The sequence below is a fragment of the Microvirga aerilata genome, from assembly GCF_016743775.1.
GTDB lineage: Bacteria > Pseudomonadota > Alphaproteobacteria > Rhizobiales > Beijerinckiaceae > Microvirga > Microvirga aerilata.
Genome location: NZ_JAEQMY010000021.1, coordinates 52,636 through 76,010, shown reverse-complemented (window position 1 = coordinate 76,010; position 23,375 = coordinate 52,636). Strand labels below are relative to the sequence as shown.

The 23,375-nt window shown below is 66.6% G+C and carries 21 protein-coding genes and 1 tRNA gene; 11 read left to right on the top strand and 11 right to left on the bottom strand.

The features are described from left to right. Positions 1-77 precede the first annotated feature (77 nt). The gene (locus tag JKG68_RS15720) at positions 78-587 is read right to left on the bottom strand and encodes a DUF2244 domain-containing protein (protein ID WP_202061199.1); all 510 of its coding nucleotides are present in this window, start codon (positions 585-587) and stop codon (positions 78-80) included. 20 nt (positions 588-607) lie between these two features. Between JKG68_RS15720 and nth the strand changes: the two genes are divergently transcribed. Continuing rightward, entirely contained in the window at positions 608-1,351 is a 744-nt protein-coding gene (nth, locus tag JKG68_RS15715) for an endonuclease III (protein WP_202061197.1), read from the top strand. 88 nt (positions 1,352-1,439) lie between these two features. Here nth and JKG68_RS15710 read toward each other — a convergent pair whose 3' ends face one another. Continuing rightward, the gene (locus JKG68_RS15710; RefSeq protein ID WP_202061195.1) at positions 1,440-1,706 is read right to left on the bottom strand and encodes a hypothetical protein; all 267 of its coding nucleotides are present in this window, start codon (positions 1,704-1,706) and stop codon (positions 1,440-1,442) included. 3 nt (positions 1,707-1,709) lie between these two features. Continuing rightward, a complete protein-coding gene (locus JKG68_RS15705) occupies positions 1,710-2,507 on the bottom strand; it encodes an undecaprenyl-diphosphate phosphatase (RefSeq protein WP_202061193.1) in 798 nt (265 codons plus the stop codon). 177 nt (positions 2,508-2,684) lie between these two features. On the opposite strand from JKG68_RS15705, the gene JKG68_RS15700 reads away from it, so the two are divergent. Together JKG68_RS15700 and queG are read left to right on the top strand one after the other, a co-directional pair. Beyond that, a complete protein-coding gene (locus JKG68_RS15700) occupies positions 2,685-3,377 on the top strand; it encodes a glutathione S-transferase family protein (RefSeq protein ID WP_202061191.1) in 693 nt (230 codons plus the stop codon). Further along, positions 3,275-4,525: a tRNA epoxyqueuosine(34) reductase QueG gene (gene queG / locus JKG68_RS15695; protein ID WP_202061215.1), complete on the top strand. Its 1,251-nt coding sequence runs from the start codon at positions 3,275-3,277 to the stop codon at positions 4,523-4,525. Before JKG68_RS15700 ends, queG begins: the two co-directional genes overlap by 103 nt. A 10-nt stretch (positions 4,526-4,535) precedes the next feature. Here queG and olsB read toward each other — a convergent pair whose 3' ends face one another. Beyond that, on the bottom strand, positions 4,536-5,468 hold the full coding sequence (gene olsB / locus JKG68_RS15690; protein ID WP_202061190.1) for a l-ornithine N(alpha)-acyltransferase: 933 nt from the start codon (positions 5,466-5,468) through the stop codon (positions 4,536-4,538). Positions 5,469-5,647: 179 nt separating this feature from the next. Beyond that, entirely contained in the window at positions 5,648-7,186 is a 1,539-nt protein-coding gene (locus tag JKG68_RS15685; protein ID WP_202061188.1) for a YifB family Mg chelatase-like AAA ATPase, read from the bottom strand. A 280-nt stretch (positions 7,187-7,466) separates the two neighbouring features. Between JKG68_RS15685 and JKG68_RS15680 the strand changes: the two genes are divergently transcribed. After that, the gene (locus JKG68_RS15680; protein WP_202061182.1) at positions 7,467-8,564 is read left to right on the top strand and encodes a sensor histidine kinase; all 1,098 of its coding nucleotides are present in this window, start codon (positions 7,467-7,469) and stop codon (positions 8,562-8,564) included. Beyond that, positions 8,557-9,009 carry a response regulator gene (locus tag JKG68_RS15675; protein WP_376773157.1) on the top strand — a complete coding sequence of 151 codons (453 nt, stop codon included), beginning with the start codon at positions 8,557-8,559 and terminating at the stop codon, positions 9,007-9,009. Before JKG68_RS15680 ends, JKG68_RS15675 begins: the two co-directional genes overlap by 8 nt. A gap of 6 nt (positions 9,010-9,015) precedes the next feature. On the opposite strand, the gene mutS is transcribed toward JKG68_RS15675, so the two are convergent. Then, positions 9,016-11,739: a DNA mismatch repair protein MutS gene (mutS, locus tag JKG68_RS15670; RefSeq protein ID WP_202061177.1), complete on the bottom strand. Its 2,724-nt coding sequence runs from the start codon at positions 11,737-11,739 to the stop codon at positions 9,016-9,018. A 152-nt stretch (positions 11,740-11,891) separates the two neighbouring features. Here mutS and JKG68_RS15665 point away from each other — a divergent pair, with 152 nt between their 5' ends. Beyond that, positions 11,892-14,183, top strand: coding sequence for an NADP-dependent malic enzyme (locus tag JKG68_RS15665; RefSeq protein ID WP_202061176.1), 2,292 nt, complete (start codon positions 11,892-11,894; stop codon positions 14,181-14,183). Between the two features lies 1 nt (position 14,184). Here the strand turns inward: JKG68_RS15665 and JKG68_RS15660 are convergent, their stop codons facing one another. Then, positions 14,185-14,928, bottom strand: a complete 744-nt coding sequence (locus JKG68_RS15660) for a sulfite exporter TauE/SafE family protein (RefSeq protein ID WP_202061174.1) — start codon at positions 14,926-14,928, stop codon at positions 14,185-14,187. A 200-nt stretch (positions 14,929-15,128) separates the two neighbouring features. Between JKG68_RS15660 and JKG68_RS15655 the strand changes: the two genes are divergently transcribed. The 3 genes from JKG68_RS15655 (at position 15,129) to JKG68_RS15645 (ending at position 18,779) form a co-directional block, all read left to right on the top strand. Next, positions 15,129-15,746, top strand: a complete 618-nt coding sequence (locus tag JKG68_RS15655) for an HAD family hydrolase (RefSeq protein WP_312890816.1) — start codon at positions 15,129-15,131, stop codon at positions 15,744-15,746. A 173-nt stretch (positions 15,747-15,919) separates the two neighbouring features. After that, positions 15,920-18,385, top strand: coding sequence for an ATP-dependent helicase HrpB (gene hrpB, locus JKG68_RS15650; RefSeq protein WP_202061173.1), 2,466 nt, complete (start codon positions 15,920-15,922; stop codon positions 18,383-18,385). A gap of 208 nt (positions 18,386-18,593) precedes the next feature. After that, positions 18,594-18,779, top strand: coding sequence for a hypothetical protein (locus JKG68_RS15645; RefSeq protein WP_202061171.1), 186 nt, complete (start codon positions 18,594-18,596; stop codon positions 18,777-18,779). Between the two features lie 227 nt (positions 18,780-19,006). On the opposite strand, the gene JKG68_RS15640 is transcribed toward JKG68_RS15645, so the two are convergent. The 4 genes from JKG68_RS15640 to aroA all read right to left on the bottom strand — a co-directional run bounded on the left by JKG68_RS15640 (position 19,007) and on the right by aroA (position 22,563). Then, a complete protein-coding gene (locus JKG68_RS15640) occupies positions 19,007-19,384 on the bottom strand; it encodes a methylglyoxal synthase (protein ID WP_202061169.1) in 378 nt (125 codons plus the stop codon). A gap of 13 nt (positions 19,385-19,397) precedes the next feature. Continuing rightward, the gene (locus JKG68_RS15635; protein WP_202061167.1) at positions 19,398-20,201 is read right to left on the bottom strand and encodes a DUF1194 domain-containing protein; all 804 of its coding nucleotides are present in this window, start codon (positions 20,199-20,201) and stop codon (positions 19,398-19,400) included. 365 nt (positions 20,202-20,566) lie between these two features. Continuing rightward, a complete protein-coding gene (gene cmk / locus JKG68_RS15630; RefSeq protein WP_202061165.1) occupies positions 20,567-21,205 on the bottom strand; it encodes a (d)CMP kinase in 639 nt (212 codons plus the stop codon). Between the two features lie 8 nt (positions 21,206-21,213). After that, entirely contained in the window at positions 21,214-22,563 is a 1,350-nt protein-coding gene (aroA, locus tag JKG68_RS15625) for a 3-phosphoshikimate 1-carboxyvinyltransferase (protein WP_202061163.1), read from the bottom strand. 170 nt (positions 22,564-22,733) lie between these two features. Between aroA and JKG68_RS15620 the strand changes: the two genes are divergently transcribed. Further along, the gene (locus JKG68_RS15620) at positions 22,734-23,117 is read left to right on the top strand and encodes a TIGR02300 family protein (RefSeq protein ID WP_202061161.1); all 384 of its coding nucleotides are present in this window, start codon (positions 22,734-22,736) and stop codon (positions 23,115-23,117) included. A gap of 80 nt (positions 23,118-23,197) precedes the next feature. Further along, positions 23,198-23,273 (top strand) — tRNA-Ala (locus JKG68_RS15615). The last annotated feature ends 102 nt before the right edge of the window (positions 23,274-23,375 follow it).

Below are 23,375 nucleotides of genomic sequence, written 5' to 3'. Positions count from 1 at the left end.
CTGCATCGCGCGCCACCCTCGTGTGCTCTTCAGGCTCGCAGCCCAAGGCTGCGGGCCCGAAGGCGCTGGATCTTTGATCAGTAGCCCCGCTTCACATCCGCCAAGGCCCGGCCGAAGGCCTCGGCCAGGGTTTCCCGCTCCGGCGGGGACAGGTCGCGGGCAATCACCACGTGCTTGTTCCGGGAGGTGAGGGCAAGCTTCTGGATGCCGTACTCGTCGTCGACCTCGCGGTCGAGACGGGTCCAGAGCGGATTGAACTGCCAGTCCTTCACCTCGCCCCGCGGGCTCACCTTCCGGAACAGCAGCCGGACCGGCGTCAGCTCCAGGAGTTCGAACGCCTCGCCCTGGCGGTAGCTGACCCGGAAGGCGATGTAGAGGCCGAGAAAGTCGAGGCCGAAGAACCCCGCCACCGGCCAGAACCCCATGATCACGAAGGGCAGGCTCGCCACCACCGAGGTGAGGCACAGGAGTCCCATGACGATCCTGAACCCTTGCGGGCTCAAGGACCGGTGCGGACGGATCACGGCCGAGAACACCGGCTCTTCGAACCGGTCGGGCTCGCCAAATGTCGCCTTGCTGCCTGCCATGGTCCAGATATAACGCAGAAATGTCCGATCCGAAGCAGACGTCCCGTCGCATTTCGAAGCCGAAGGCAAAGCCTGCCCTGCCGGCGAAAGCCGTCGGCAAGGCGCTGCGCGCCCGCACGCCGAAACCGGTGGACCGCGCGACGATGACCGAGATCTTCCGCCGGTTCCACGCGGCCAATCCGGAGCCGAAAGGCGAGCTGGACTACACCAACCCCTATACGCTGCTCGTGGCCGTGACGCTCTCCGCCCAGGCGACCGACGTGGGCGTCAACAAGGCCACGAAAAACCTGTTTCCGGTAGCCGATACGCCGCGCAAGATGCTCGACCTCGGCGAGGAGGGCCTGCGCCAGCACATCAAGACCCTCAACTTCTTCAACACCAAGGCCAGGAACGTCATCGCCATGGCCAAGAGGCTCGTGGAGGAGTTCGGGGGCGAGGTGCCCAACTCGGTCGAAATCCTGGAAACCCTGCCCGGCGTCGGGCGCAAGACCGCAAGCGTCGTGGTGAACATCGCCTTCGGCGACCCCCGCGTGGCGGTGGACACGCACATCTTCCGGGTCACCAACCGCCTGCCGCTCGCGATCACCAAGACGCCGCTCGACACGCAGGTGGCGCTGGAGGCGATCATCCCGGACGAGTACCGGCTCCACGCCCATCACTGGCTGATCCTGCACGGGCGCTACGTCTGCAAGGCGCGCAAGCCCGAATGCTGGCGCTGCCCGGTCAACGACCTGTGCCGCTACCCGGACAAGACGATTCCTTGAAGCTTCCATGCCGTCGGCCGAGCAGGCTTCCGCCGTCCCGGATCACGTCCGGGGACGGTCATGACGTGATGGGAAATCGCGCGATGCGCTAGATCGGAACGCCCACGGGCCTGAGGCAGCGCGGCGCGCCAGGGGTGCAGGCGATGCCGGGCGTCGAGCAGGCGAGACCCTCAGGTGTGCGGCGGCAGACCACGCATCCGTTGGTCCATTCGGCGCAGGACGGGCCAGGGGTGGTGTCCTGCACGGGAGCCCGCATCCCGGGGGCGCCTGAAGCCGCCAGCACGGCGAAGGCTGCGGCCGCCAGGGCGACCACGATGGAAAGAACGACCGCCAGGGCCTCGTCGCGCGCCAGCATGGATCAGCCGTAGACCATCAGGCCCGCAAGGCCTGCCGCTCCGACGACGATCCGCCAGTAGGCGAAGGGCGTGAAGCCGTGGCGGGAAACGTAGTCCAGCAGCAGCTTCACCACGAGCAGCGCCGCCACGAAGGCCGAGATGAAGCCTGCCACGATGATGGCGGCGTCGTTGGCGGAGAGGATCTTGTAGTTCTTCAGGAGATCGTAGGTGAAGGCGCCGGCCATGGTGGGCATGGCGAGAAAGAACGAGAACTCCGCCGCGGCCCGTTTGGAGGCTCCCATCAGCATGGCCCCCACGATGGTGGCGCCCGAACGGGAGACGCCGGGAACCATGGCGATGCATTGCAGCAGACCGATCTTGAGGTACATCGACAGGGGGAACCGGGTCGCATCGGTCTTGGTCGCCTCCAGCGGCATGCGCTCGACGGCAAGCAGCACGAAGCCCCCGACGATCAGGGTCATGCACACGATCCAGGGATTGAAGAGCACCTCCTTGATGAAGCCGTGCAGCACCGCGCCGATCAGGGCGGCGGGCAGGAACGCGACCAGCACGCCGATGACGAAGTGGCGGGCCATGGGATCGTGCGGCAGGGCTTTAGCAATCGACCACAGCTTGCCGAAATAAACCGACAGGATGGCCAGGATCGCGCCGAGCTGGATCAGCACCTCGAAGGTCTTGCCCGTGGACTCGAAGCCGAGGAAATGGCCGACCAGAAGCAGATGGCCCGTGGAGGAGACCGGGAGGAACTCCGTCAGGCCTTCGATGAGGCCGAGAAAGAGCGCCTCGATGATTTGCGACATCGTTGAAAATCCTGAAACCGGCGCCAGATGGGGGAGCACCTTGTGGTCTGTCAAGCAAGGCTTGCGCCTCCGGCGCTGCCCTCCTGCGCCAGGAGCATGAGATTCACCAATATTCCTTACCAACCCTTAACGAAGCACGGCCTTATTCTCGCCGTCTGTTTCGCATCAGCATTGTTCATGGCCATCCTGCACTCCTATCCCTTCTGCCCGCAGTCGCGGTTTGCGCGCTTGATCCTGGCGGAGCTCGGCCTCGAGCCGAATGTCGTCGAGGAGAAGCCGTGGGATCGGCGCATTCCGTTTCTGGAGATCAACCCGGCCGGCAACCTTCCGCTCTTCATCGACGATAACGGGCTCGTGGTGCCGGGCCCCATGGGCGTTGCGGAATACCTGGACGAGACCCGAGGGGAGGATCTGAGGGATCGGCGCTTTCTGCCCCAGACCCTGCCGCAGAGGGTCGAGGTTCGCCGCCTGCTCGACTGGTTCCTGGTGAAGTTCCACGGGGAGGTGTCGGACTACCTTGCCACAGAAAAGATCTATAAGCGGTTCATGCCGGGCGATCTGGGTGGCGGTCCGCCGGACATGGGGGCGATTCGCGCCGCCCAGACCAATGTGCGATACCATCTGAAATATATCGGATTTCTGATCTCGACACGGAATTGGCTCGCCGGCGACCAGATGACCTATGCGGATCTGGCGGCGGCAGCCCATCTGTCGGTAGTGGATTATCTCGGCGACGTGCCATGGGACGAGGACGAAACAGCGAAGCTTTGGTACGCCAGGATCAAGTCCCGGCCATCTTTTCGCGCGCTCCTCGCGGATCGGGTGCCGGGCATGGCACCGACGGATCATTACGACAACCTGGACTTCTAGACGGCGAGGCTCTCAAGCGCGCCTTCACGGAGCGCGCCAAGGCGCTGGGCTTCGATGCGGTGCGCATCGCCCGGCCCGACGCGATCCCGCTCGCGCCGGAGCGACTGAAGTCCTGGCTCGAGGCCGGCCATCATGGCTCCATGGAGTGGATGCAGGACACGGCCGAACGCCGCTCCGACCCGCGCACTCTCTGGCCGGAGGTGCGCAGCGTCATCCTGCTCGGGCTGAACTACGGACCCGCCGAGAACCCCTTGGTCGAGCTAGCACGGAAGGACCGGGGCTACATCTCGGTCTATGCCCGCAACCGCGACTATCACGACGTGATCAAGGGCAAGCTCAAGGAGGCTGCGGGCTTCCTGGCCTCCAAGGCCTCCTCCGACGTGAAGGTTTTCGTCGATACGGCGCCCGTGATGGAAAAGCCCCTTGCCGAGGCGGCCGGGCTCGGCTGGCAGGGCAAGCACACGGTGGTCATCTCGCGGGACTACGGCAACTGGCTGTTCCTGGGCGCCATCTTCACCACGGCGGAGCTGCCCGCCGACGGGCCGGAACGGGACCATTGCGGCTCCTGCCGGCGCTGCCTCGACGTGTGCCCGACGAACGCCTTTCCGGCGCCCTACCAGCTCAATGCCCGCCGGTGCATCTCGTATCTCACCATCGAGCACAAGGGGCATATCCCGGCGGACCTTCGCACCGGCATCGGCAACCGCATCTTCGGCTGCGACGATTGCCTGGCGGTCTGCCCCTGGAACAAGTTCGCGCAGGCCGGCCGCGAGGCGCGGCTCGTGCAGCGGGAGGATCTTGCGGCGCTGCCTCTGGCGGAACTCGCCCGCCTCGACGATCCCGCCTTCCGCACCCGGTTTTCCGGCACCCCGATCAAGCGCACCGGGCGTGACCGCTTCATCCGCAACGTGCTCGTCGCCATCGGCAATTCCGGAGATTTGCGACTGGCCGAGGAAGCCGTGCGTCTCCTCGACGACGCCTCGCCCCTGGTGCGGGCCATGGCGGTCTGGGCCATAGGGCGTCTGCTTCCGCCGGAGGCTGTTGCCCGCCATGCGGACGAGCGTTTGGCGCAGGAGGCCGATCTGGACGTGCGCGAGGAATGGAGCCGCGCCCTGCAAGGGGCGGCGCTCACCGAAGCAGCGCCTTAGCTTTTCGGCCTCAGGCCGCGTGGCGGTTCGCGGTCGGACCAAAATGGTCGATGTAGCGCGGGTTGATCGCCGCGACGGGCAGCACGACGAGCACGTCCGTTGTTCCGAACTGCCGGTCGATCACCGCTCCCGTGCCGAAGGTCGCCCCAACACGCAGATAGCCTTTGATGAGCGGCGGCAGGGCATGGAGCGCCGCTTTCGGATCGACGGCGTCCTTGGGCAGGAGGTCCATGGCCGTGAAGCGCTCCGGCAGCGCGCGGGCCTGCCATTGGTCGGGTGCCGCGGCATAATGGTGCAGGAAGCTCAAGGGCAGCGCCAGCGCCTTCGGATCCGTGCCCTCCAGGCTGGCGCAGCCCATCATCACGTCGATGCGGTGATGCAGCACATAAGCCCAGATGCCGTGCCACAGGAGTTCGACCGTGCGCTTGTTGCGGTAGGGCTTGAGCACGCAGGAGCGGCCCAGCTCCAGAAAGCGCAGGCCGGGATGAGCCTTCAGCAGGGGAGCGATGTCGTACTCGCCTCTGGTGTAGAACCCGCCATGCCGGTCCGCCACGTCCTGGCGCAGCAACCGGTAGGTGCCGACCACTTTCGGCTTGGCCGAGCGGAAGGGCTTCGGCTTCACGTCGTGGTCGAGCACCAGAAGGTGGTCGCAGACGGCGTCATAGGCATCCACGTCGCGGCGGGAGATCAGGGCCGCCCGGTTCGGGATCGCCGACATCTCCTCATAGAAGACCTTGAAGCGAAGGCGCTGGGCGCGGCGGATGTCCTGCGCGGTGGTCGCGAGGCGTACCTCCAGGGAGCCGATGCGGCCGAGCACCGGGTCGAGGCTGCCGTAGTGGCGCACCAGCCGGTCCGTGCCCGGAATGAACTTGGCGATGCCGTGAGGCTGCAATCCCACCGAAGCGGGAAGGGAGGCCGCCTCGTTCAAAGGGGAAAAACTCATCATATCCTCACAGAGCCATGCCACCCGGGCCGGAGCAGTTTTCGCCCCGTCCTTGTCGATCAGGACTTAACGCCTGTTTCAAACTGTTTTGTGACAGAAAACTTAAACTTTCCGTTGGAAAATATTGAGATCGCACGTGGGAAGCGCAAGCCCGGGCAAGGTCACGATCGCCTGTCCGTTCAGGCGGCGGCCGGGCGCCGGTCCGCATGGGCGCGGTAGGACAGGGCCTCGGCAATGTGGATGCGCCGGACGCGCTCCTCGCCGTCGAGATCGGCCAGGGTGCGCCCCACCTTGAGCACGCGATGGAAGCCGCGGGCCGACAGGCGCATGGCGTTGGCCGCATCCCGGATCAGCGACAGGCCCTCCGGGTCGGGCTGAGCCACCTCCTCCAGGAGCGCCGGAGGGCAGGCCGCATTGGTGGCGATGCCTTCGAGCTTCAGGGCGGCATAGCGCCTGACCTGCCTCTCGCGAGCACTTGCAACTCTTTCGGCGACGTCTGCCGACCCCTCGGCCGGAGACGGCAGGATCAGGTCGGCTGCGGTCACGGCCGGCACGTCGATGGCCAGGTCGATACGGTCGAGAAGAGGCCCTGAGAGCCGGGCCTGGTACTGGGCGATGCAGCGCTCGTTGGGCTGGCGGCGGCACACATAGCCGGGCTCGGTCGCCTGCCCGCAGCGACAGGGATTCATGGCGGCCACGAGCTGAAACCGGGCCGGATAGGTCACGCGGTGGTTGGCCCGGGCGATCAGGATTTCACCCGCCTCCAAGGGCTGCCTCAGGGAGTCGAGAACCTGAGGCTGGAATTCGGGCAATTCGTCGAGGAACAGCACCCCGTGATGGGCAAGCGAAGCCTCGCCCGGGCGGGCATTGAGGCCGCCGCCCACGAGGGCCGCCATGGAGGCCGAGTGGTGGGGAGCCCGGAACGGGCGCCGGTTGGACAAAGCTCCGTCCGCCAGAAGACCCGCCACCGACTGGATCATCGAGACCTCCAGCAGCTCCCGCGGCGAGAGCGGTGGCAGGATGGAGGGCAGGCGCTGGGCCAGCATGGATTTTCCGGCCCCCGGCGGGCCGTTCATGAGAAGGTTGTGGGCGCCGGCCGCCGCGATCTCCAGGGTCCGCTTGGCGCTTTCCTGCCCCTTGATGTCCCGCAGGTCCGGCAGGGTGCCGGAGGCGGGCATGATCGCGGGCTCGGGCCGGCTCATCACCTGGGTGCCCTTGAAGTGGTTGGCGAGCTGGATCAGCGAGCGGGGCGCCAGGATGTCGATGTCGCTGCCGGCCCAGGCGGCTTCCGAGCCACAGGCTTCGGGGCAGATCAGCCCATGGTCGCGCTCATAGGCCGCCATGGCGGCGGGAAGCGCGCCCGCCACCGACGTGATGGAGCCGTCGAGCGCCAGCTCGCCGAGAACCGTAAAGCCCTGGAGGGCATCCGCCGGAATGGCGCCAATGGCAGCCATGACGCCGAGCGCGATGGGCAGGTCGTAATGGAATCCCTCCTTGGGCAGGTCCGCGGGAGCCAGGTTCACGGTGATGCGCTTGGCCGGGAGGGCGAGGCCGGAGGCGATCAGGGCGGAGCGAACCCGCTCGCGGGACTCCGCCACAGCCTTGTCCGGCAGGCCGACGATCATGAAAGCCACTGCGCCGGGCGTAATCTGAACTTGTACATCGACCGCGCGCGCTTCGATGCCCTCGAACGCGACCGTGGAAACGCGCGTGACCATGCAGCTGAACCTCCTCTGGAGATCCGATGTTAGCGCGGCTCCGCGCAACGCGATAGCGTTGCGCGGAGCCGGCCTGCCGGTTGTGGATGTTTCAGGTGGAGGTGGAACCCTGTAGCCGCCTTGGCGTTGAGTCCAACTGTATTGCGGGCAGAGTCCCAGGAACTCTCGCACGGCATGCGAAATCATTGGTGACAGGGGCAACTCATGGCATGGGGCACATTCATTCTCCTCGGGCGAGACGTCAGGGGCATGAAATCCTGATCGACGTCTAGAGATCGCAATGCTGGCTGAACCCCTCGTGGCTGAATCGGGACGAACTCTGGAATTCCAGGCGGCCTTCCGATCCCTGTCCATGCCTGTCCTGATGGTCGATGCTCATCGGGTGGGACATCCCATCGTCTTTGCCAACGATGCTTTCAGGCGCCTTACGGGATATTCCGGCGACGAGGTCATGGGCCGCAGCTGGCAGCTGCTTCGCGGTCCCGCCACCGATCCCGGCACCCTGGACGCGGTCGATGCCGCCTTGCGCCTTGGCACGGCTTTCGAGACGGAAATTCTCAGCTGCCGGAAGGATGGCGTGCCGTTCTGGATCTCCGTTGCGGTCAGCCCCGTGCATGATGAGGCCGGCCATCTTCGCGGGTGCACCCTGCTGCTGAGCGACATCAGCGCGAAAAAGCAGGCCGAGCGCGAGCGCATCGACATGGAGCGGCACCTGGAGGGTGAGGTCGAGCGCCGGACCCAGGACCTGCAATCCGCCCTCGAGCAGAAGACGGCGCTCCTCCACGAGGTGGAGCACCGGGTCAAGAACAGTCTTCAGATGACCGCGTCCATCGTGCTTCTGAAGGCCCGCCGCCTCCAGAACCCGGAAGCCCGCAAGGTTCTGCAGGAGATTGCAGAACGGGTCAGCGCCCTGTCGGCCGCGCACCGGCTTCTCTATGCGGCAGGCGACGTGAGCCGCTTCAACCTGAAGGACTTCACCACGGAGCTTGCCGGCGAGCTGACCCTGGCGCTCCCGAAAGGGCAGGTCGATCTCGATCTCGACATTCAGCCTCTCGGGGTTCCGGCATCCAAGGCGGCGGCTCTTGCCCTGTTGTTGAACGAGGTGATCGGCAATGCCGTTAAGCATGCCTTCCCCGATGGGCGGCAGGGACGATTGACGATCGAGATCGGACGGGCGGAAAACGGCCTGAAAATCGCGGTCGAGGACAACGGCGTCGGGCTCGGCCACCTGCCGCCGTCCGAAGGAAATTTTGGAAAGACCCTGATCGCCATGTTGGTCCAGCAGCTCAAGGGGCAGTTGACTTGGCACGATATGGAGCCAGGTACACGCGCGGAGATCGTGATGCCCGTCGATGCGGAGGAGATGCAGTTTGAGTAGCGACAAGCCTTTGCGCATCCTCATCGTGGAGGATGAAATCCTGATCGCGCTCGAACTCGAAAGCCTGCTCCAGGATCTCGGCCACGAGGTTGTCGGGATCGCGGCGTCTTCCGGTGACGCATTGGCCCTCGGTGAGGAACTCGCGCCCGATCTCGCCTTCGTGGACATTCACTTGGCCGATGGCCCGACCGGCGTCGATGTCGCCCGGCATCTGGCCGCCGAGCACCAGGTGACCGTGCTGTTCATGACGGCGAACGCCAAGCGCATCCCGGAGGATTTCGCGGGAGCCTGGGGCGTGATCGCCAAACCTTACACGGAGCGCGGCGTCAGGGAGGCTCTTGCCTATGTGATGGCGGAGCAGGACCACGAGGCGCTGGAAATCCGCTCGGTGACCTTCATCCCTTTTGTCAGAGCCGCGCGCCGTGATAGCTCCCAGCTCACCTGATCGAGGTCAGCGCTGGGCCTTCAGACGGTAGAGGGCGTCGAGCGCCTCCCGGGGCGTCATGGCGTCGGGATCCAGGGCATCGAGCGCTTCGCGCAGGCCGTCCGGCTTCGGAGCAGCAGGTGCGGGCTCGGAGCGGGCAGACACGGCAAACAGCGGCAGGTCGTCCACGAGCGCACGCTTCGGCGCCTCCCGGTCCGAGCGCTCCAGCTCGCTCAGGATGGTTTTCGCCCGTTCGACGACGGCAGCTGGCAGGCCGGCGAGACGCGCCACCTGGAGACCGTAGGAGCGGTCGGCCGCTCCAGGCACCACCTCGTGCAGGAACACCACCTCCCCGTGCCATTCCGTGACCTTCAGGGTCGCGTTGGAAATGCGCGTCATCCGGTCGGACAAGGCCGTCAGCTCGTGGAAATGGGTGGCGAACAGGGCACGGCAGCGGTTTGCCTCGTGCAGGTGCTCGATGGCAGCCCAGGCGATGGACAACCCGTCGAAGGTGGCGGTGCCGCGGCCGATCTCATCGAGAATGACGAGAGAGCGGGAGGTCGCCTGATTGAGGATGGCGGCCGTCTCCACCATCTCAACCATGAAGGTCGAGCGGCCCCGCGCCAGATCGTCCGCCGCGCCCACGCGGGAGAAGAGCCGGTCGACGATGCCGATATGGGCCTCTTTGGCCGGAACGTAGGACCCCATCTGCGCCAACACCACGATCAGCGCGTTCTGGCGCAGATAGGTGGATTTGCCGCCCATGTTCGGACCGGTGATCAGCAGAATGTGGCCCGAATCCTTGCCCGACAGATCCGAGTCGTTGGCGATGAAGGCCGCGCCTTCGCGCTTGAGCGCCGCCTCGACCACCGGGTGGCGGCCGCCCCTGATGGCGAAGGCAAGGCTCGTATCGACAAGGGGTCTCGTCCAGTCGAGGCGCATGGCGAGATCGGCAAGCGCCGCCGTCACGTCAATGACCGCAATGGCCTCGGCGGCTGCGGCCACGTCGCCTGCGAGGCCGAGAAGCGCTTCCACCATCTCATCGAACAGGGCGAGCTCGATCTTCAGGGCCCGGTCGGCCGCAGACGCGATCTTCGACTCGAGCTCCCCGAGCTCCATGGTCGAAAAGCGCATGGCGCCCGCCATGGTCTGGCGATGGACGAAGGTGTCCTTCCAGGGCTCCTTCAGGAGATCCTCGCCCACATTCTGCGGCACTTCCACGAAGTAGCCGATCATGTGGTTGTGCTTGACCCGCAGGGTGCGGCAGCCCGTCTCGGTGGCGTAGCGGGCCTGCAGGGCGGCAATGAAGCGGCGGGAGTCCTGCTGCAGCTCGCGCAACTCGTCGAGACCGCCATCGAACCCCGCGCGGATGAAGCCGCCGTCGCGCTTCATGAGGGGCAACTCGTCCGAAAGAGCCGCCGAGAGCCTGTCGGCCACATCCGTGCGCAGGCCCTGGAGCAGCTGCGCCGCCTCGAAGAGCTCCTTCGGCAGGTTGGGGGCGATCGCCAGCTCCAAGCCCAGCTCGCGCGCCGCGAACAGGCCGTCGCGCACGCAGGCCAAGTCCCTTGGGCCGCCGCGACCGAGGCTCAGGCGCGACAGGGCGCGGGCAAGGTCCGGCGATCGCTTGAGGATGCGCCGCAGCCGGTCGCGCAGGTCGCCGTTCTCGACCAGCGCCGTGACCGCGTCCTGCCTGTCGCGGATCATCCCCGGATGGGTGAGGGGGCCGGCAAGCCGCTCGGCCAGGAGACGCGCGCCTCCCGGCGTCACGGTGCAGTCGATGGTGGCGAGCAGGCTGCCCGCCCGCTCACCCGCGAGCGTCCGGGTGAGTTCCAGGTTGGCGCGTGTCGCCGCATCGATGGCAAGCGCCGCGCCGGCCGTATCGCGGGAGGGCGGGTTCAGCGCCGGGCGGCTGTCGATCTGCGTCTTTTCGATATAGAACAGGGCGCTGCCGGCCGCCGTGATTTCGGCGGGACTGAAGGCCCCGAAGGCATCCAGGGTCGCGACGCCGAAATAGCCTTTGAGCCGCCGCTCGGCCGAGGCCGGATCGAGGCCGTCGCGGGACAGGGGGGTGATCGAGGCCCGCGTCTCCTGCCAGAAGCCTCTGAGTTCCGGATCGTCGTGGATGACGTCCGGCACCAGGATCTCGCGGGGCTCGAAGCGGGCGATCTCGGCAGGCAGGCCGGCGCCGTCCGTCTCGCTCAACACGAAATGGCCTGTGGATATGTCGACCGCCGCCAGGCCGTAGCACCATTGCGTCTCGGAGGCGCGGCGGCGGGCAATGGCGAGAAGGTAGTTGGCCCGGCCCGGCTCGAGCAGGCGCTCCTCCGTGATCGTCCCGGGGGTGACGAGGCGCACCACGTCGCGGCGCACGACCGATTTCGCGCCCCGCTTCTTCGCCTCCGCCGGATCCTCGGTCTGCTCGCACACGGCCACCCGGTGGCCGAGGCCGATGAGGCGCTGGAGGTAGTCGTCCGCCCGCTCCACGGGCACGCCGCACATGGGGATATCCTGCCCCTGGTGCTTGCCGCGCTTGGTCAGGACGATGCCGAGCGCCTGGCTGGCGATCTCCGCATCCTCGAAGAACAGCTCGTAGAAGTCGCCCATCCGATAGAAGAGCAGGCTGTCCGGATTGGCGGCCTTGATCTCCACGTACTGCGCCATCATGGGCGTGACGCGGCTGTCCGGCGCGGGCTTGGACCCGGCATTCGGTTCGAGGCTCTCGGGGGACTGGTACGCGGCTTGTGACGACATCGCACTTATGTAGCAAAGCCAAGCCGTGCTTTCATCCGTGTCATAGGGTCCAAAGGGAGGATGTGGACAAGTCTTGAGAAAAGCCGTCTGTATGGCTTAAGGTCGCATCCCCCTAAGGAAACGCCTTCTCATCATAAAGCCGGCAGAAGCTCATGACCGACGATCAGCGCCCGACCCATCGCAAACGCCCCACCTTCACGGACCAGGAGGCGCTGCAGTTCCATGCTCAGGGCCGCCCCGGCAAGCTGGAGGTGGTTCCCACCAAGCCCATGGCGACCCAGCGCGATCTGTCGCTGGCCTATTCGCCGGGCGTCGCCGTGCCGGTGCTGGCGATCGCGCAGAACCCCTCCTGCGCCTTCGACTACACCACCCGCTCCAACATGGTGGCGGTGATCTCGAACGGCACCGCGATTCTCGGCCTCGGCAATCTCGGGGCGCTCGCCTCGAAGCCGGTGATGGAGGGCAAGTCGGTGCTATTCAAGCGATTCGCAGACGTGGACTCCATCGATCTCGAGGTCGACACGGAAGATGCGGACGCCTTCATCAACTGCGTGCGCTATCTCGGTCCGTCCTTCGGCGGCATCAATCTCGAAGACATCAAGGCGCCGGAATGCTTCATCATCGAGCAGCGCCTGCGGGAGCTCATGGACATCCCCGTCTTCCATGACGACCAGCACGGCACGGCGATCATTGCGGCCGCGGGCCTCATCAACGCCCTGCACCTGACCGGCCGCGACATGGCGGAGACCAAGCTCGTGGTGAACGGCGCGGGCGCCGCCGGCATCGCCTGCACCGAGCTTCTCAAGGCCATGGGCTTTGCGCCCAACAACGTGATCCTCTGCGACACCAAGGGTGCGATCTACAAGGGCCGCACCGAGGGCATGAACCAGTGGAAATCGGCCCATGCGGCCGAAACCGACGCCCGGACCCTGGCCGACGCCCTCAACGGCGCTGACGCGGTGTTCGGCCTGTCGGCGAAGGGGGCGTTCACGGACGACATGATCCGCTCCATGGCGCCCAATCCCATCATCTTCGCCATGGCCAATCCCGATCCGGAAATCACCCCCGAGGAGGTGGCCCGCATCCGCGACGACGTGATCATCGCCACCGGCCGCTCCGATTACCCGAACCAGGTCAACAACGTTCTGGGCTTTCCCTACATCTTCCGCGGCGCCCTCGACGTTCAGGCGACCACGATCAACATGGAGATGAAGATCGCGGCCGCCCAGGCTCTGGCGGAACTCGCCCGCGAGGACGTGCCCGACGAGGTGGCCGCCGCCTATCAGGGCACCCGCCCGCGCTTCGGGCGCGATTACATCATCCCGGTGCCGTTCGATCCGCGCCTGATCCACACCATTCCGCAGGCGGTCGCCCAAGCCGCCATGGACACGGAGGTCGCGCGCCGTCCCATCGTCGACATGCGCTCCTACAAGGCGCAGCTCTCCGCCCGTCGCGATCCCGTGGCCGGCGCGCTCAACCGGATCTTCGAGCGCGTGCGCAAGTTCCCCAAGCGGGTCGTCTTCGCGGAAGGCGAGGAGGAGCAGGTGATCCGCGCGGCACTGTCCTTCGTCAACCAGGGCCTCGGCAAGGCGATCCTGGTCGGACGCGAGGATCGCATCCAGGAGACGGCCGCTCTTGCGGGCATCGATCTCGAAGGTCGCGACGGCATCGAGATCCACAATGCGCGCCTGTCCCACCGCAACAGCACCTATGCGCAGTTCCTGTATGAGCGCATGCAGCGCAACGGCTACCTGTTCCGCGACTGCCAGCGCATGATCAACCAGGATCGCAACCATTTCGCCGCCTCCATGGTGGCGCTGGGCGATGCCGACGCTATGGTGACGGGCGCGACCCGCAACTACTCGACGGCGCTGGCCGACGTGCGGCACGTGGTCGACGCCAAGCCCGGCCATCGCGTCATCGGCGTGTCCATGTGCCTGGCGCGCGGCCGCACGGTTCTGGTGGCGGATACGGCCATTCACGAGATGCCCAGCGCGCAGGAGCTTGCGGAGATCGCCATCGAAACCGCCGGCGTCGCGCGCCGCCTCGGCTACGAGCCGCGGGTGGCGCTGCTGTCGTTCTCCACCTTCGGCCATCCCAAGGCGGAGCGCGCCGAAAAGATCCAGGAGGCGGTGCAGATCCTGGACGGCATGCGCGTGGATTTCGAGTACGACGGCGAGATGTCGGCGGATGTGGCGCTCAACCGGGACCTGATGGCGCAATACCCGTTCTGCCGCCTCACCGGGCCCGCCAACGTGCTCGTCATGCCGGCGTTCCACTCAGCGTCGATCTCCACCAAGATGCTGCAGGAACTCGGCGGCGCGATGGTGCTGGGTCCGCTCGTGGTGGGCCTCGACAAACCGGTGCAGATCGTGTCGCTCGGCGCAACCGACAACGACATCGTCAACATGGCGGCGCTCGCCGCCTACAACATCGGCGGCTGATTCAGCGCAGCCCCTGAACGACCAGGATGACGCCGCCGCACACGATGGCGGCGTCGAGAATCGCATTGTGAATGTGGATGGGCAGCGCCTGGGTGAGCCGCTTGGCCAGGAATGCTCCGGGCGTTGCCGAGACTCCGATGATGACCGCCATGATCCAGGACGAGGCCGGCAGGGCGCCGAAGGCTTGGAACACGCCTGTCTTGGCAACCCCCAGGGCCAGCGAAACGACAGCATCCGTCGCGATGACCGCGCGTCCGTTCAATCCCGACGCCATCAGGATCGACAGCAGGACCACCCCGGATCCGGCCGTGCCGCCGACCAGGAGGCCGTAACCCGCTCCCGCGGCCGCCAGGCTGCCGCCCGAGAGCTGCATCTGGCGCCGCTTCAGATAGAGCCGGGCCGGAACCATCAGGATCAGAAAGATGCCGATGACGAGGGCGGCCCCTCGGCCGGTGAGAAAGGTGTAGCCATAGGCGCCAAGCAGGCATGTCGGCAGGGCCATGCCGCCGATCAGGAGAGCGCGGCGGGTGTCGAGATCCTGACGGAAGGCGAGGATCCGGCTGCCGTTGGTGAACAGGGCCGACAGGCCGATGATGGGCACGACAGGCTCGGCGCCGACGATCGGCACGAGCACCAAAGGCATGAGAAGGCCCGTGCCGTAGCCCGCAATGCCGCCGATCGTGCCGGCGAGCAGAGCGCAGAGGGCGACAAGCCCGTATTGCAGGAACGACACGTGCTCGATCATCAGGATCTCAATGCCGATGGACGCCGAAGGCTGTTGTTTTGCTCTATCCGGCAAAGCCGGGGGAGTGCAACCACGCAGGCCGGGTTTATCCGAGGGCTAAATCGTTCGCTAGGATACCCGGTGCAGCCTCCCGATTGTGGGAGTAGTCGAATGGTTTGCGAGAAGGTAAATGCCTGCGCAGAGAGTTGAAGGAAAGCGTTGTGACAATCCTTAAGCCCACCAAAGTCGTGTTCGATATCGGCAACGTCCTGCTGCGCTGGGACCCGCGCAACCTTTATCGCCAGCTCTTCGAGGACGAGGCGGAGATGGAGTGGTTCCTGTCCAATGTCTGCACCGGCGACTGGAACGTGGAGCAGGACCGGGGCCGGGACTGGGACGAGGCGGTGGCCCTTCTGGTCAAGGATCATCCCAAACACGAACCGCACATCCGCGCCTTTCACGAGCGTTGGAGCGAGACCGTCTCCGGCGTCTTCGAGGACAACGTGGCTCTGCTGGAGCGCCTGCGGGAGGCCGGGGTGCCGAACTACTGCATCACGAATTTTTCCAGCCCGAAATTCGTGCTGGCGCAGGAGCGCTTCCCATTTCTGGCCGGCTTCGACGGCATCGTCGTCTCCGGCGACGAGCGGCTGCTGAAGCCCGATCCCGCCATCTACCACCTCCTGCTCGAGCGCTATGGGCTGGTGGCCGAGGATTGCGTTTTCATCGACGATTCCAAAGCCAATGTGGAGGGCGCCCGTTCTGTCGGCATGCATGCGATCCATTGCCTGGAGACCACTGACCTTGCCGCCGAGCTTCGCGGATACGGCTTTCCGGTCTGACCTCACCGTTGTCGTCCCCGGCGAGCCGAAGGCGAGGGAAGGGGATCCATCCTCACGCAGGCGGCCGTGGATCCCCTTCCCCTCCGCTTCGCTGCGGCCGGGGATGACAGGCGGAGATGCGTTCACGGTCCAGCCACCCTTGCCCTCTCGGCCGGCTTGAGCCATCAGGCGGCATGCGCGCTTTCGACACCTCCCTGCCCATCGATGCCGTTCTCGACAGCCTGACCGCGAGCCTGCGCACGCGCTCCAACGCGGTGCTGGTCGCGCCCCCCGGGGCCGGCAAGACCACCCGGGTGCCGCTGGTGCTTCTCGACGAGCCATGGGTGAAGGGGGCCAAGCTGATCGTTCTGGAGCCCCGGCGGCTTGCTGCCCGGGCCGCAGCCGCGCGCATGGCGCAGACGCTCGGCGAGGCCGTGGGCGAGACGGTGGGCCTGCGGGTGCGCCTGGGGTCCAAGGTCAGCCGCAAGACCCGGATCGAGGTGGTGACGGAGGGCGTCTTTGCCCGCATGATCCTCGACGATCCCGCCCTGGAGGGCGTCGCGGCCGTTCTGTTCGACGAGTTCCACGAGCGCTCCCTCGACGCGGATCTCGGCCTTGCGCTCGCGCTGGATGCCCAGGGCGGCCTGAGGGAGGACCTGCGCCTCGTCGTCATGTCCGCGACCCTCGACGGCGCACGGGTGGCAAGGCTCCTGAGCGATGCGCCTGTGGTCGAGTCCGAGGGGCGCGCCTATCCGGTCGAGACCCGCTATCTCGGGCGCGACCCCAACCGCCGCATCGAGGAGCAGGTGACAGACGCCGTGGTGCGGGCCTTGAGGGCGGAGGGCGGCTCCATTTTGGTCTTCCTGCCGGGGCAGGGAGAGATCCGCCGGGTCGACACCGCTCTGCGCGACCGCGTCACCGATCCCGCTGTCGATATTGCGCCGCTCTATGGAGCGCTGGAGCGGGGCGAGCAGGATCTGGCGGTGAGCCCCGCCAAGCCAGGACGGCGCAAGGTGGTGCTCGCCACCTCCATTGCGGAGACCTCGCTGACCATCGAGGGCGTGCGGGTGGTGATCGATTCAGGGCTCGCCCGCGTGCCGGTCTACGAGCCGAATATCGGCCTCACGCGGCTGGAGACCGTGCGCGTCTCCCGCGCAGCGGCCGACCAGCGCCGGGGCCGCGCGGGCCGTACGGAACCGGGGGTGTGCTACCGGCTCTGGGAGGAGGCGGCGACCGGGGCACTGGAGCCGTTCGGCCGGCCGGAAATCCTCTCCGCCGACTTGGCGCCGCTGCTCCTCGATTGCGCCGCCTGGGGCGTCGGTGATCCGACCTCTCTCGCGTTTCTCGATCCGCCGCCCGCCCCGGCCCTGAAGGAGGCGAGGGCGCTGCTGCTGCAGCTCGATGCCCTCGATGGCCAGGGCCGCATCACGGAGGCCGGCCGCCGCCTGCGGGACCTGCCCCTGCCGCCGCGTCTGGCCCGGATGATCCTGATCGCGGGGGAAGGCGGGCAGGGGCGCGATGCGGCGGATGTGGCTGCCGTCCTCGTCGAGCGCGGTCTCGGCGGCGATGCGGCGGATCTGTCGGACCGGGTGGAGCGCTTCCGCCGCGACCGCTCCAAGCGGGCGGAGGATATGCGCCGGATGGCGGCGGGTTGGGCGAAAGAGAGCAATGGCTCGGCAAGGGGCGAGCCGCGCTCCATCGGCGCGCTGCTGACGCTGGCCTACCCCGACCGGGTCGCCAAGGCCCGCGGCAAGCCGGGCGAGTATCTCATGGCCAACGGACGAGGCGCAGCGCTTGAGCCGCATGAGCGGCTGGCAAAGGAGCCCTACCTGGCAGTTGCCGAGATCGCAGGCGGAGCCGCCTCGGCGCGCATTCTGGCTGCGGCCGCCATCCTGCCCGAGGAGATCGACGCCCTGTTCGGCAGCGCCATCAAGCAGCGCGACGAAGTCGCCTTCGACCGGCAGGCGCGGGCTCTGCGGGCCCGTGGGGTTCGGCGCCTCGGAGCCCTGGTGCTGAACGAGCGGCCCTTGAGGGTGCCGGCCACGGAAGAGGCGGCGCGGGCACTCGCGCAGGGTCTCGCGTCGCTCGGGCTCGATGCCCTGCCATGGTCGAAGGCGCTGACGCAATGGCGGGAGCGGGTGATGTTCCTGCGCCGGGCCGAAGGGGAGGAATGGCCGGACTTGTCCGACGAGGCCCTGGTGCAGACGGCGGACGAGTGGCTGGCGCCTCATCTCCTGGGACGGAGCAGTCTCGGCGAGATCGGGCCCGACCTGTTGAGCGAAGCCCTGCGCGGCCTTCTGCCCTGGAACCTGCAGCGGCGTCTCGATGCGGAGGCGCCCACTCATATCGAGGTGCCGACCGGGTCGCAGATCCCGGTGGACTACGGAGCGGAGGAAGGGCCGGTTCTGGCGGTTCGGGTGCAGGAGCTGTTCGGGCTCGACCGGCATCCGACCATCGCGGCCGGACGCGTGCCGCTGATCCTGCACCTGCTCTCGCCGGCCCAGCGCCCGATCCAGATCACCCGCGACCTGCCGGGCTTCTGGCGCGGATCCTGGGCGGCGGTGCGGGCCGATATGCGCGGGCAGTACCCGAAGCATCCCTGGCCGGAGGACCCGCTCGCCGCGCCGCCGACTCGACGCGCCAAGCCGCGCGGGACTTAGACCCTCAGGTCGCAGCCTCTTCCCGAAGGGTTGAGCCTATTGGGCGGAGATCGCGGTGGGTCCCCTCATCGGCCGATGAATTCCACTTGAGAGGTGTCTGAAGCGGAGCTCCCCCGTTCGAGGGATGGCGAGAGGCCGCAGCACAATCCTGTTGCCAACCCGAATGCGGAAGCAGAGCCTGATTTGCTCCCAAAGCAGGGAGGGCACGATGATTGACGAAGGCCCAGGGGACAATGGGTCCCACACCGTTTACGAGCACGTGCGTAACATCGTCTGGAGATTGATCGTCAGCGAGCGGGAGGCCATCCCGTCGGAGTTCAGGGATCTCACAGATGCTATCGAGCAGCTTCAGGCCGAAGCGGATTCGTTGAAGCCCCATAGTCTTGTCTCCTGACGCTGCGTTGCAGGATGCGAGACTTGGTCGTGCCAGAGGGTGTGGCATGACGCGTTGAGGCTTGTCGAAAGCGCGTGCCCCGCTTGACGAGGGTTTGGCGGAGCACTGTCTCGGCGCGTGATCTTGCAAGAGCCGTCAGGCAGCTGGCTTCAATCCGTCTCCCCAGATGACCGTTCGGGTCGACCGCCCGACGAGATGGCGTGGATGTGCGCCGCTCCTCAGGATTGCTAATCCCTGAACGACTCGATCAGCCGCTCGGCCGTTGCCGGATTGAGGGCCATTGGAATGTTGTACACCAGGGTAAGGCGCATCAGCGCCTTCACGTCCACGTCGTGCGGGTGCGGCGACAGCGGATCCACGAAAAAGAACAGGGCGTCGATCCGACCGTCCGCGATCATTGCGCCGATCTGCTGATCGCCTCCGAGGGGACCGCTCTTCAGGCGCGTGACGGACAGGGACGGGCAGCGCTCCATCACCCGCGCGCCGGTGGTGCCCGTGGCGAAAAGGGTGAAGGGGCGCAGGTCGTTCTCGTACGTGGCCACGAAGGCGGCCATGTCGTCCTTCTTGGCGTCGTGGGCCACGAGCGCCAGGGTCAGTTGTGTCATGGATAAGGACAGCTCAATTGCTCCAGCGGTCACGCCACTGCATCTCGCCGGCCATGCAGTTGGTGCGCGGAGGGGTTTGAATGCGGTTGATCAGGGGCTGCTCGGGCATGAGGTTGGCAACTTCAAGCAGGATCTTGGTTTTGATGGCCTCGATGAACTGGTCGCGTTCGCGAACAGGAACCGTGAACGAGCCTTGTCCGCCGATCACACAATCCTTGTAGTAGACATCGAGATCCGGAATGTCGAGATAGCCGGGCTGGCGCAGCATGATCGGCAGGCCGTTGATGGTGATGCCCTTGGCCAGTGCCGCGTCGCGCGCTTCCACGACGAGCCGTCCCTGGTTGTTCGGGCCGTCGCCGGAGACGTCGATGACCTGCCGCGTGGCGGTGACGCCGCTCTCCTCCAGAAGCCTGACGCTGAAATCGATGGCGCTCGAAATCGAGGTTCGCTGCGCGCGCCGCAGGGGCGTCGAGGCGATCTTGTCGGCGAAGGCCATCAGGCTCTCGGAATTGTCGAGGATGGTCCAGGGAACGATCACCTTCTGATCCGGGGAGCCTGCCCATTCCATGTAGGTGACGGCGATCTTGCCCAGCATGCCGCCGCGGATCGCGTCATGGACCAGCCGGGACCGGAAGGCCTGGGCGAAGCCTTCCCTTTGCAGGGCCTGCTCGTCCGTGTCCATGGAGAAGGAGATGTCGACGGCAACGACGAGGGCGAGGTCGACCTCGGTCTCGGTCTGCGCCTGGGCCGGCATGACCAGGGGCGCGCATAGAAAAGCCAGTCCTGCGATAAGGTAGGCGAAGCCGGAACGAACCATCGGAGTCTCCTTCGCGGGAGCCGGGTTGGTCTTGAAGATTGTGCCAGCTTCTGGAAGTAAGGCAAGGCCGCGCCAGGACCAGGGTGTCCCGAAGCATGACGATCGTCAGGCGCCATCCTGGACCTCGACCCGTGAGGCTACACCTTGAGGGAACGGCTGCCGATCCCTGTGGTCCCCGGCGCACGCAGTGCGGGAAACAGCGAGCACCATGGATTCTCTTCCCCTACGCTTTCGCTCCGGCCGGGAATGACACCGGGGGCGGCACGACCCTGTGATCCCCGGCGAGCGTCAGCGAGGCAAGGGGATCCCGATTAGGCTCAGCGTCATGACTTCGATCCGCCGCGCTCTCCCGGGAATGACGCCCGTTACCGGCCTGCCGTCGAGGAGCGCTTGCGCTCGACGAGATCGAGGGCGGCCCGGAAGGCGGCGTCGGCGTCCAGATGCGTGGTGTCGAGCGTGAGGGCGTCCTCGGCCGGCTTCAAGGGAGCGGTGCTCCGGTTCATGTCGCGCTCGTCCCTGCGGCGGATATCCGCGAGGATCGCCTCGTACTCCGCCTGCTCGCCACGGCTCTGGAGCTCCAGATGGCGGCGGCGCGCCCGCTCTTCGGGCGCTGCGGTGATGAACAGCTTCACCTCCGCGTCCGGGCAGACCACGGTCCCGATATCCCGTCCGTCGAGCACGGCGCCCGGTGCCCTCGTGCCGAACTGGCGCTGGAAGGCGAGAAGTGCATCCCGAACCGGCTGGTAGGCGGAAACCATCGAGGCGGCCTCGCCCATGGCGGCTCCCCGGAGGCGCGAATCGTCCAGATGCGACACATCGAGGGTCCGGGCCACCTCGGCGGCGGCCTCCCGGTCCTCAAGGGGAACATTCCGGTCCAAAAGCACGCGGGCCACAGCCCGGTAGAGCAAGCCCGTGTCGAGATGGGCGAAGCCGAAATGCTCCGCGAGGCGCTTGCCCAGGGTGCCTTTGCCCGATGCGGCAGGACCGTCGATGGCAATGATCATGACCGGCTTTAATCCTGAATCTGGGCGCCGAGTTCGCGCATGAGCGGGATGAAGGACGGGAAGCTCGTGACGATCATGGTTCCGTCGTCCACCGTCATCGGCTCGGCGCTCGCCAGGCCCATGACCAGGAACGACATGGCGATGCGGTGGTCGAGATGCGTGGCGACCGGGTTGCCGCCGCCGCGCACCTTGGCGCCCGATCCGTGGACGATCAGGTCGTCTCCCTCGATCTCATGGCTCACGCCGGCCTCGCCCAGGCCTGCCGCCACAGCGGCGAGGCGGTCGGATTCCTTCACGCGCAGCTCATGGAGGCCCTGCATCCGGGTGGTTCCTTGGGCAAAAGAGGCCGCGACCGCCAGGATCGGGTATTCGTCGATCATGGCGGGAGCCCGGGCATGGGGCACCGTCACGCCGGTCAGGGGGCTGTGGCGGACGCGCAGGTCGGCCACGGTCTCGCCGCCCTCGTCCCGCTCGTTCAGGCGCTCGATTGCAGCGCCCATCTCAAGGAGCGTCGTGATCAGGCCAGTGCGCAGGGGGTTCATCATGACGCCTTCGATCACCACGTCCGAGCCGGGGGTGATGAGGGCGGCCACCAGGGGAAAGGCGGCGGAGGAGGGGTCGGAGGGCACCACGATGTCCGTGCCGCGCAGCTCCGGCTGGCCCTGGAGCGTAATGGCGCGGCCATCCGCTCCATGAGGCGCAACCTCAACGCTTGCTCCGAAATGGCGCAGCATCCGCTCCGTGTGGTCGCGGGTGGCCTCGCGCTCGATCACGGTGGTCCTGCCGGGTGAGTTGAGGCCTGCGAGCAGGATCGCCGATTTGATCTGGGCGGAGGCCGCCGGGGTTTCATAGGTGACCGGGATCGTCTCGCGCGGGCCGCGCAGGGTCAGTGGCACCCGGCCGCCCTCGGCCTCGCTGACCACGGTCACGCCCATCCGGGCGAGCGGGTCGAGAATGCGCCGCATCGGGCGTTTGCGGAGTGAAGCGTCGCCGTCGAAGGTGGTGGTGATCGGGTGGCTTCCGGCAACACCCATCATGAGGCGCGAGCCGGTGCCGGCATTGCCGAAATCGAGAACGCCCGAGGGCTCCGTCAGGCCGCCGATGCCGACGCCTGCGATCCGCCACCGGCCCGGCGCCTCGCGGGTGATGGTGGCGCCCAGGGCCCGGCAGGCCTGCGCGGTGCGCAGCACGTCGTCGCCTTCCAGGAGACCCTCAACCCGGGTCTCGCCGATCGACAGAAGCCCGAAGATCATGCAGCGGTGGGAAATCGACTTGTCGCCCGGAACGCGGATGCGCCCCTTCAGGGCTGTTCCAGACCTGCTGGCGACCGGTGAGGGCGATCCGTGCGCATGCGACATGAGGCGGGTTCCTTGAAGGCTTATTGACGGCGGCTCCTAACACGGGGCTCCCGCGTCGTCACGCGCAAGCTGCACGAGCTTGGCCCTCTCCTGCAATTCTCCATTTGACAAGCCATTCCCCCACGACTAACGGAGCCTTCCCGACGATTCACACCCAAAGGCAATCACCCGTGGCCAAACCGGAACTCGGCTTGAAGCGCCAGTGCATGAGCTGCGGCGCGAAATTCTACGATCTCAACAAGGACCCGGCGGTCTGCCCGAAATGCGGCACCGTGTTCCAGGCAACCGCCCTGAGTCGGGTTGCGGCTCCCGTGGCCGCCCGCGCCGCCGTGGCGGACGACGATGAGACCGAGATCGAATCGGTCGGCCCGGAGATGGTCTCCCTCGACGAGGTCGAGGCCGGCGAGAACGAGAAGGACATCCCGGTCGACGACGATATCGACGTGGCCGACGATGTTGCCGATGACGATACCTTCCTCGAGGACGAGGAAGAGGGCGACGACGACGTGTCCGACCTGATCGACAGCGATCTGGAAGACGACGAAGAGGCTTGAACCGCGAAGCAGAGGCGACTATAGAGACGCCTCTGCTTCAAGCAGGAACTGCCGCGGCGCCCCAACGCCGCGGCTCGGATGGGGCCATAGCTCAGCTGGGAGAGCGCTTGCATGGCATGCAAGAGGTCGGCGGTTCGATCCCGCCTGGCTCCACCAAATCTTCAAAAGGCCGCCGCTCGAAGGCGGCTTTTTTGTTGGCCAGGCGCCATCCTCCGCCCTTCGTCTCATGGAAGTGGCGCTCATCTTCATTTTTAGTCG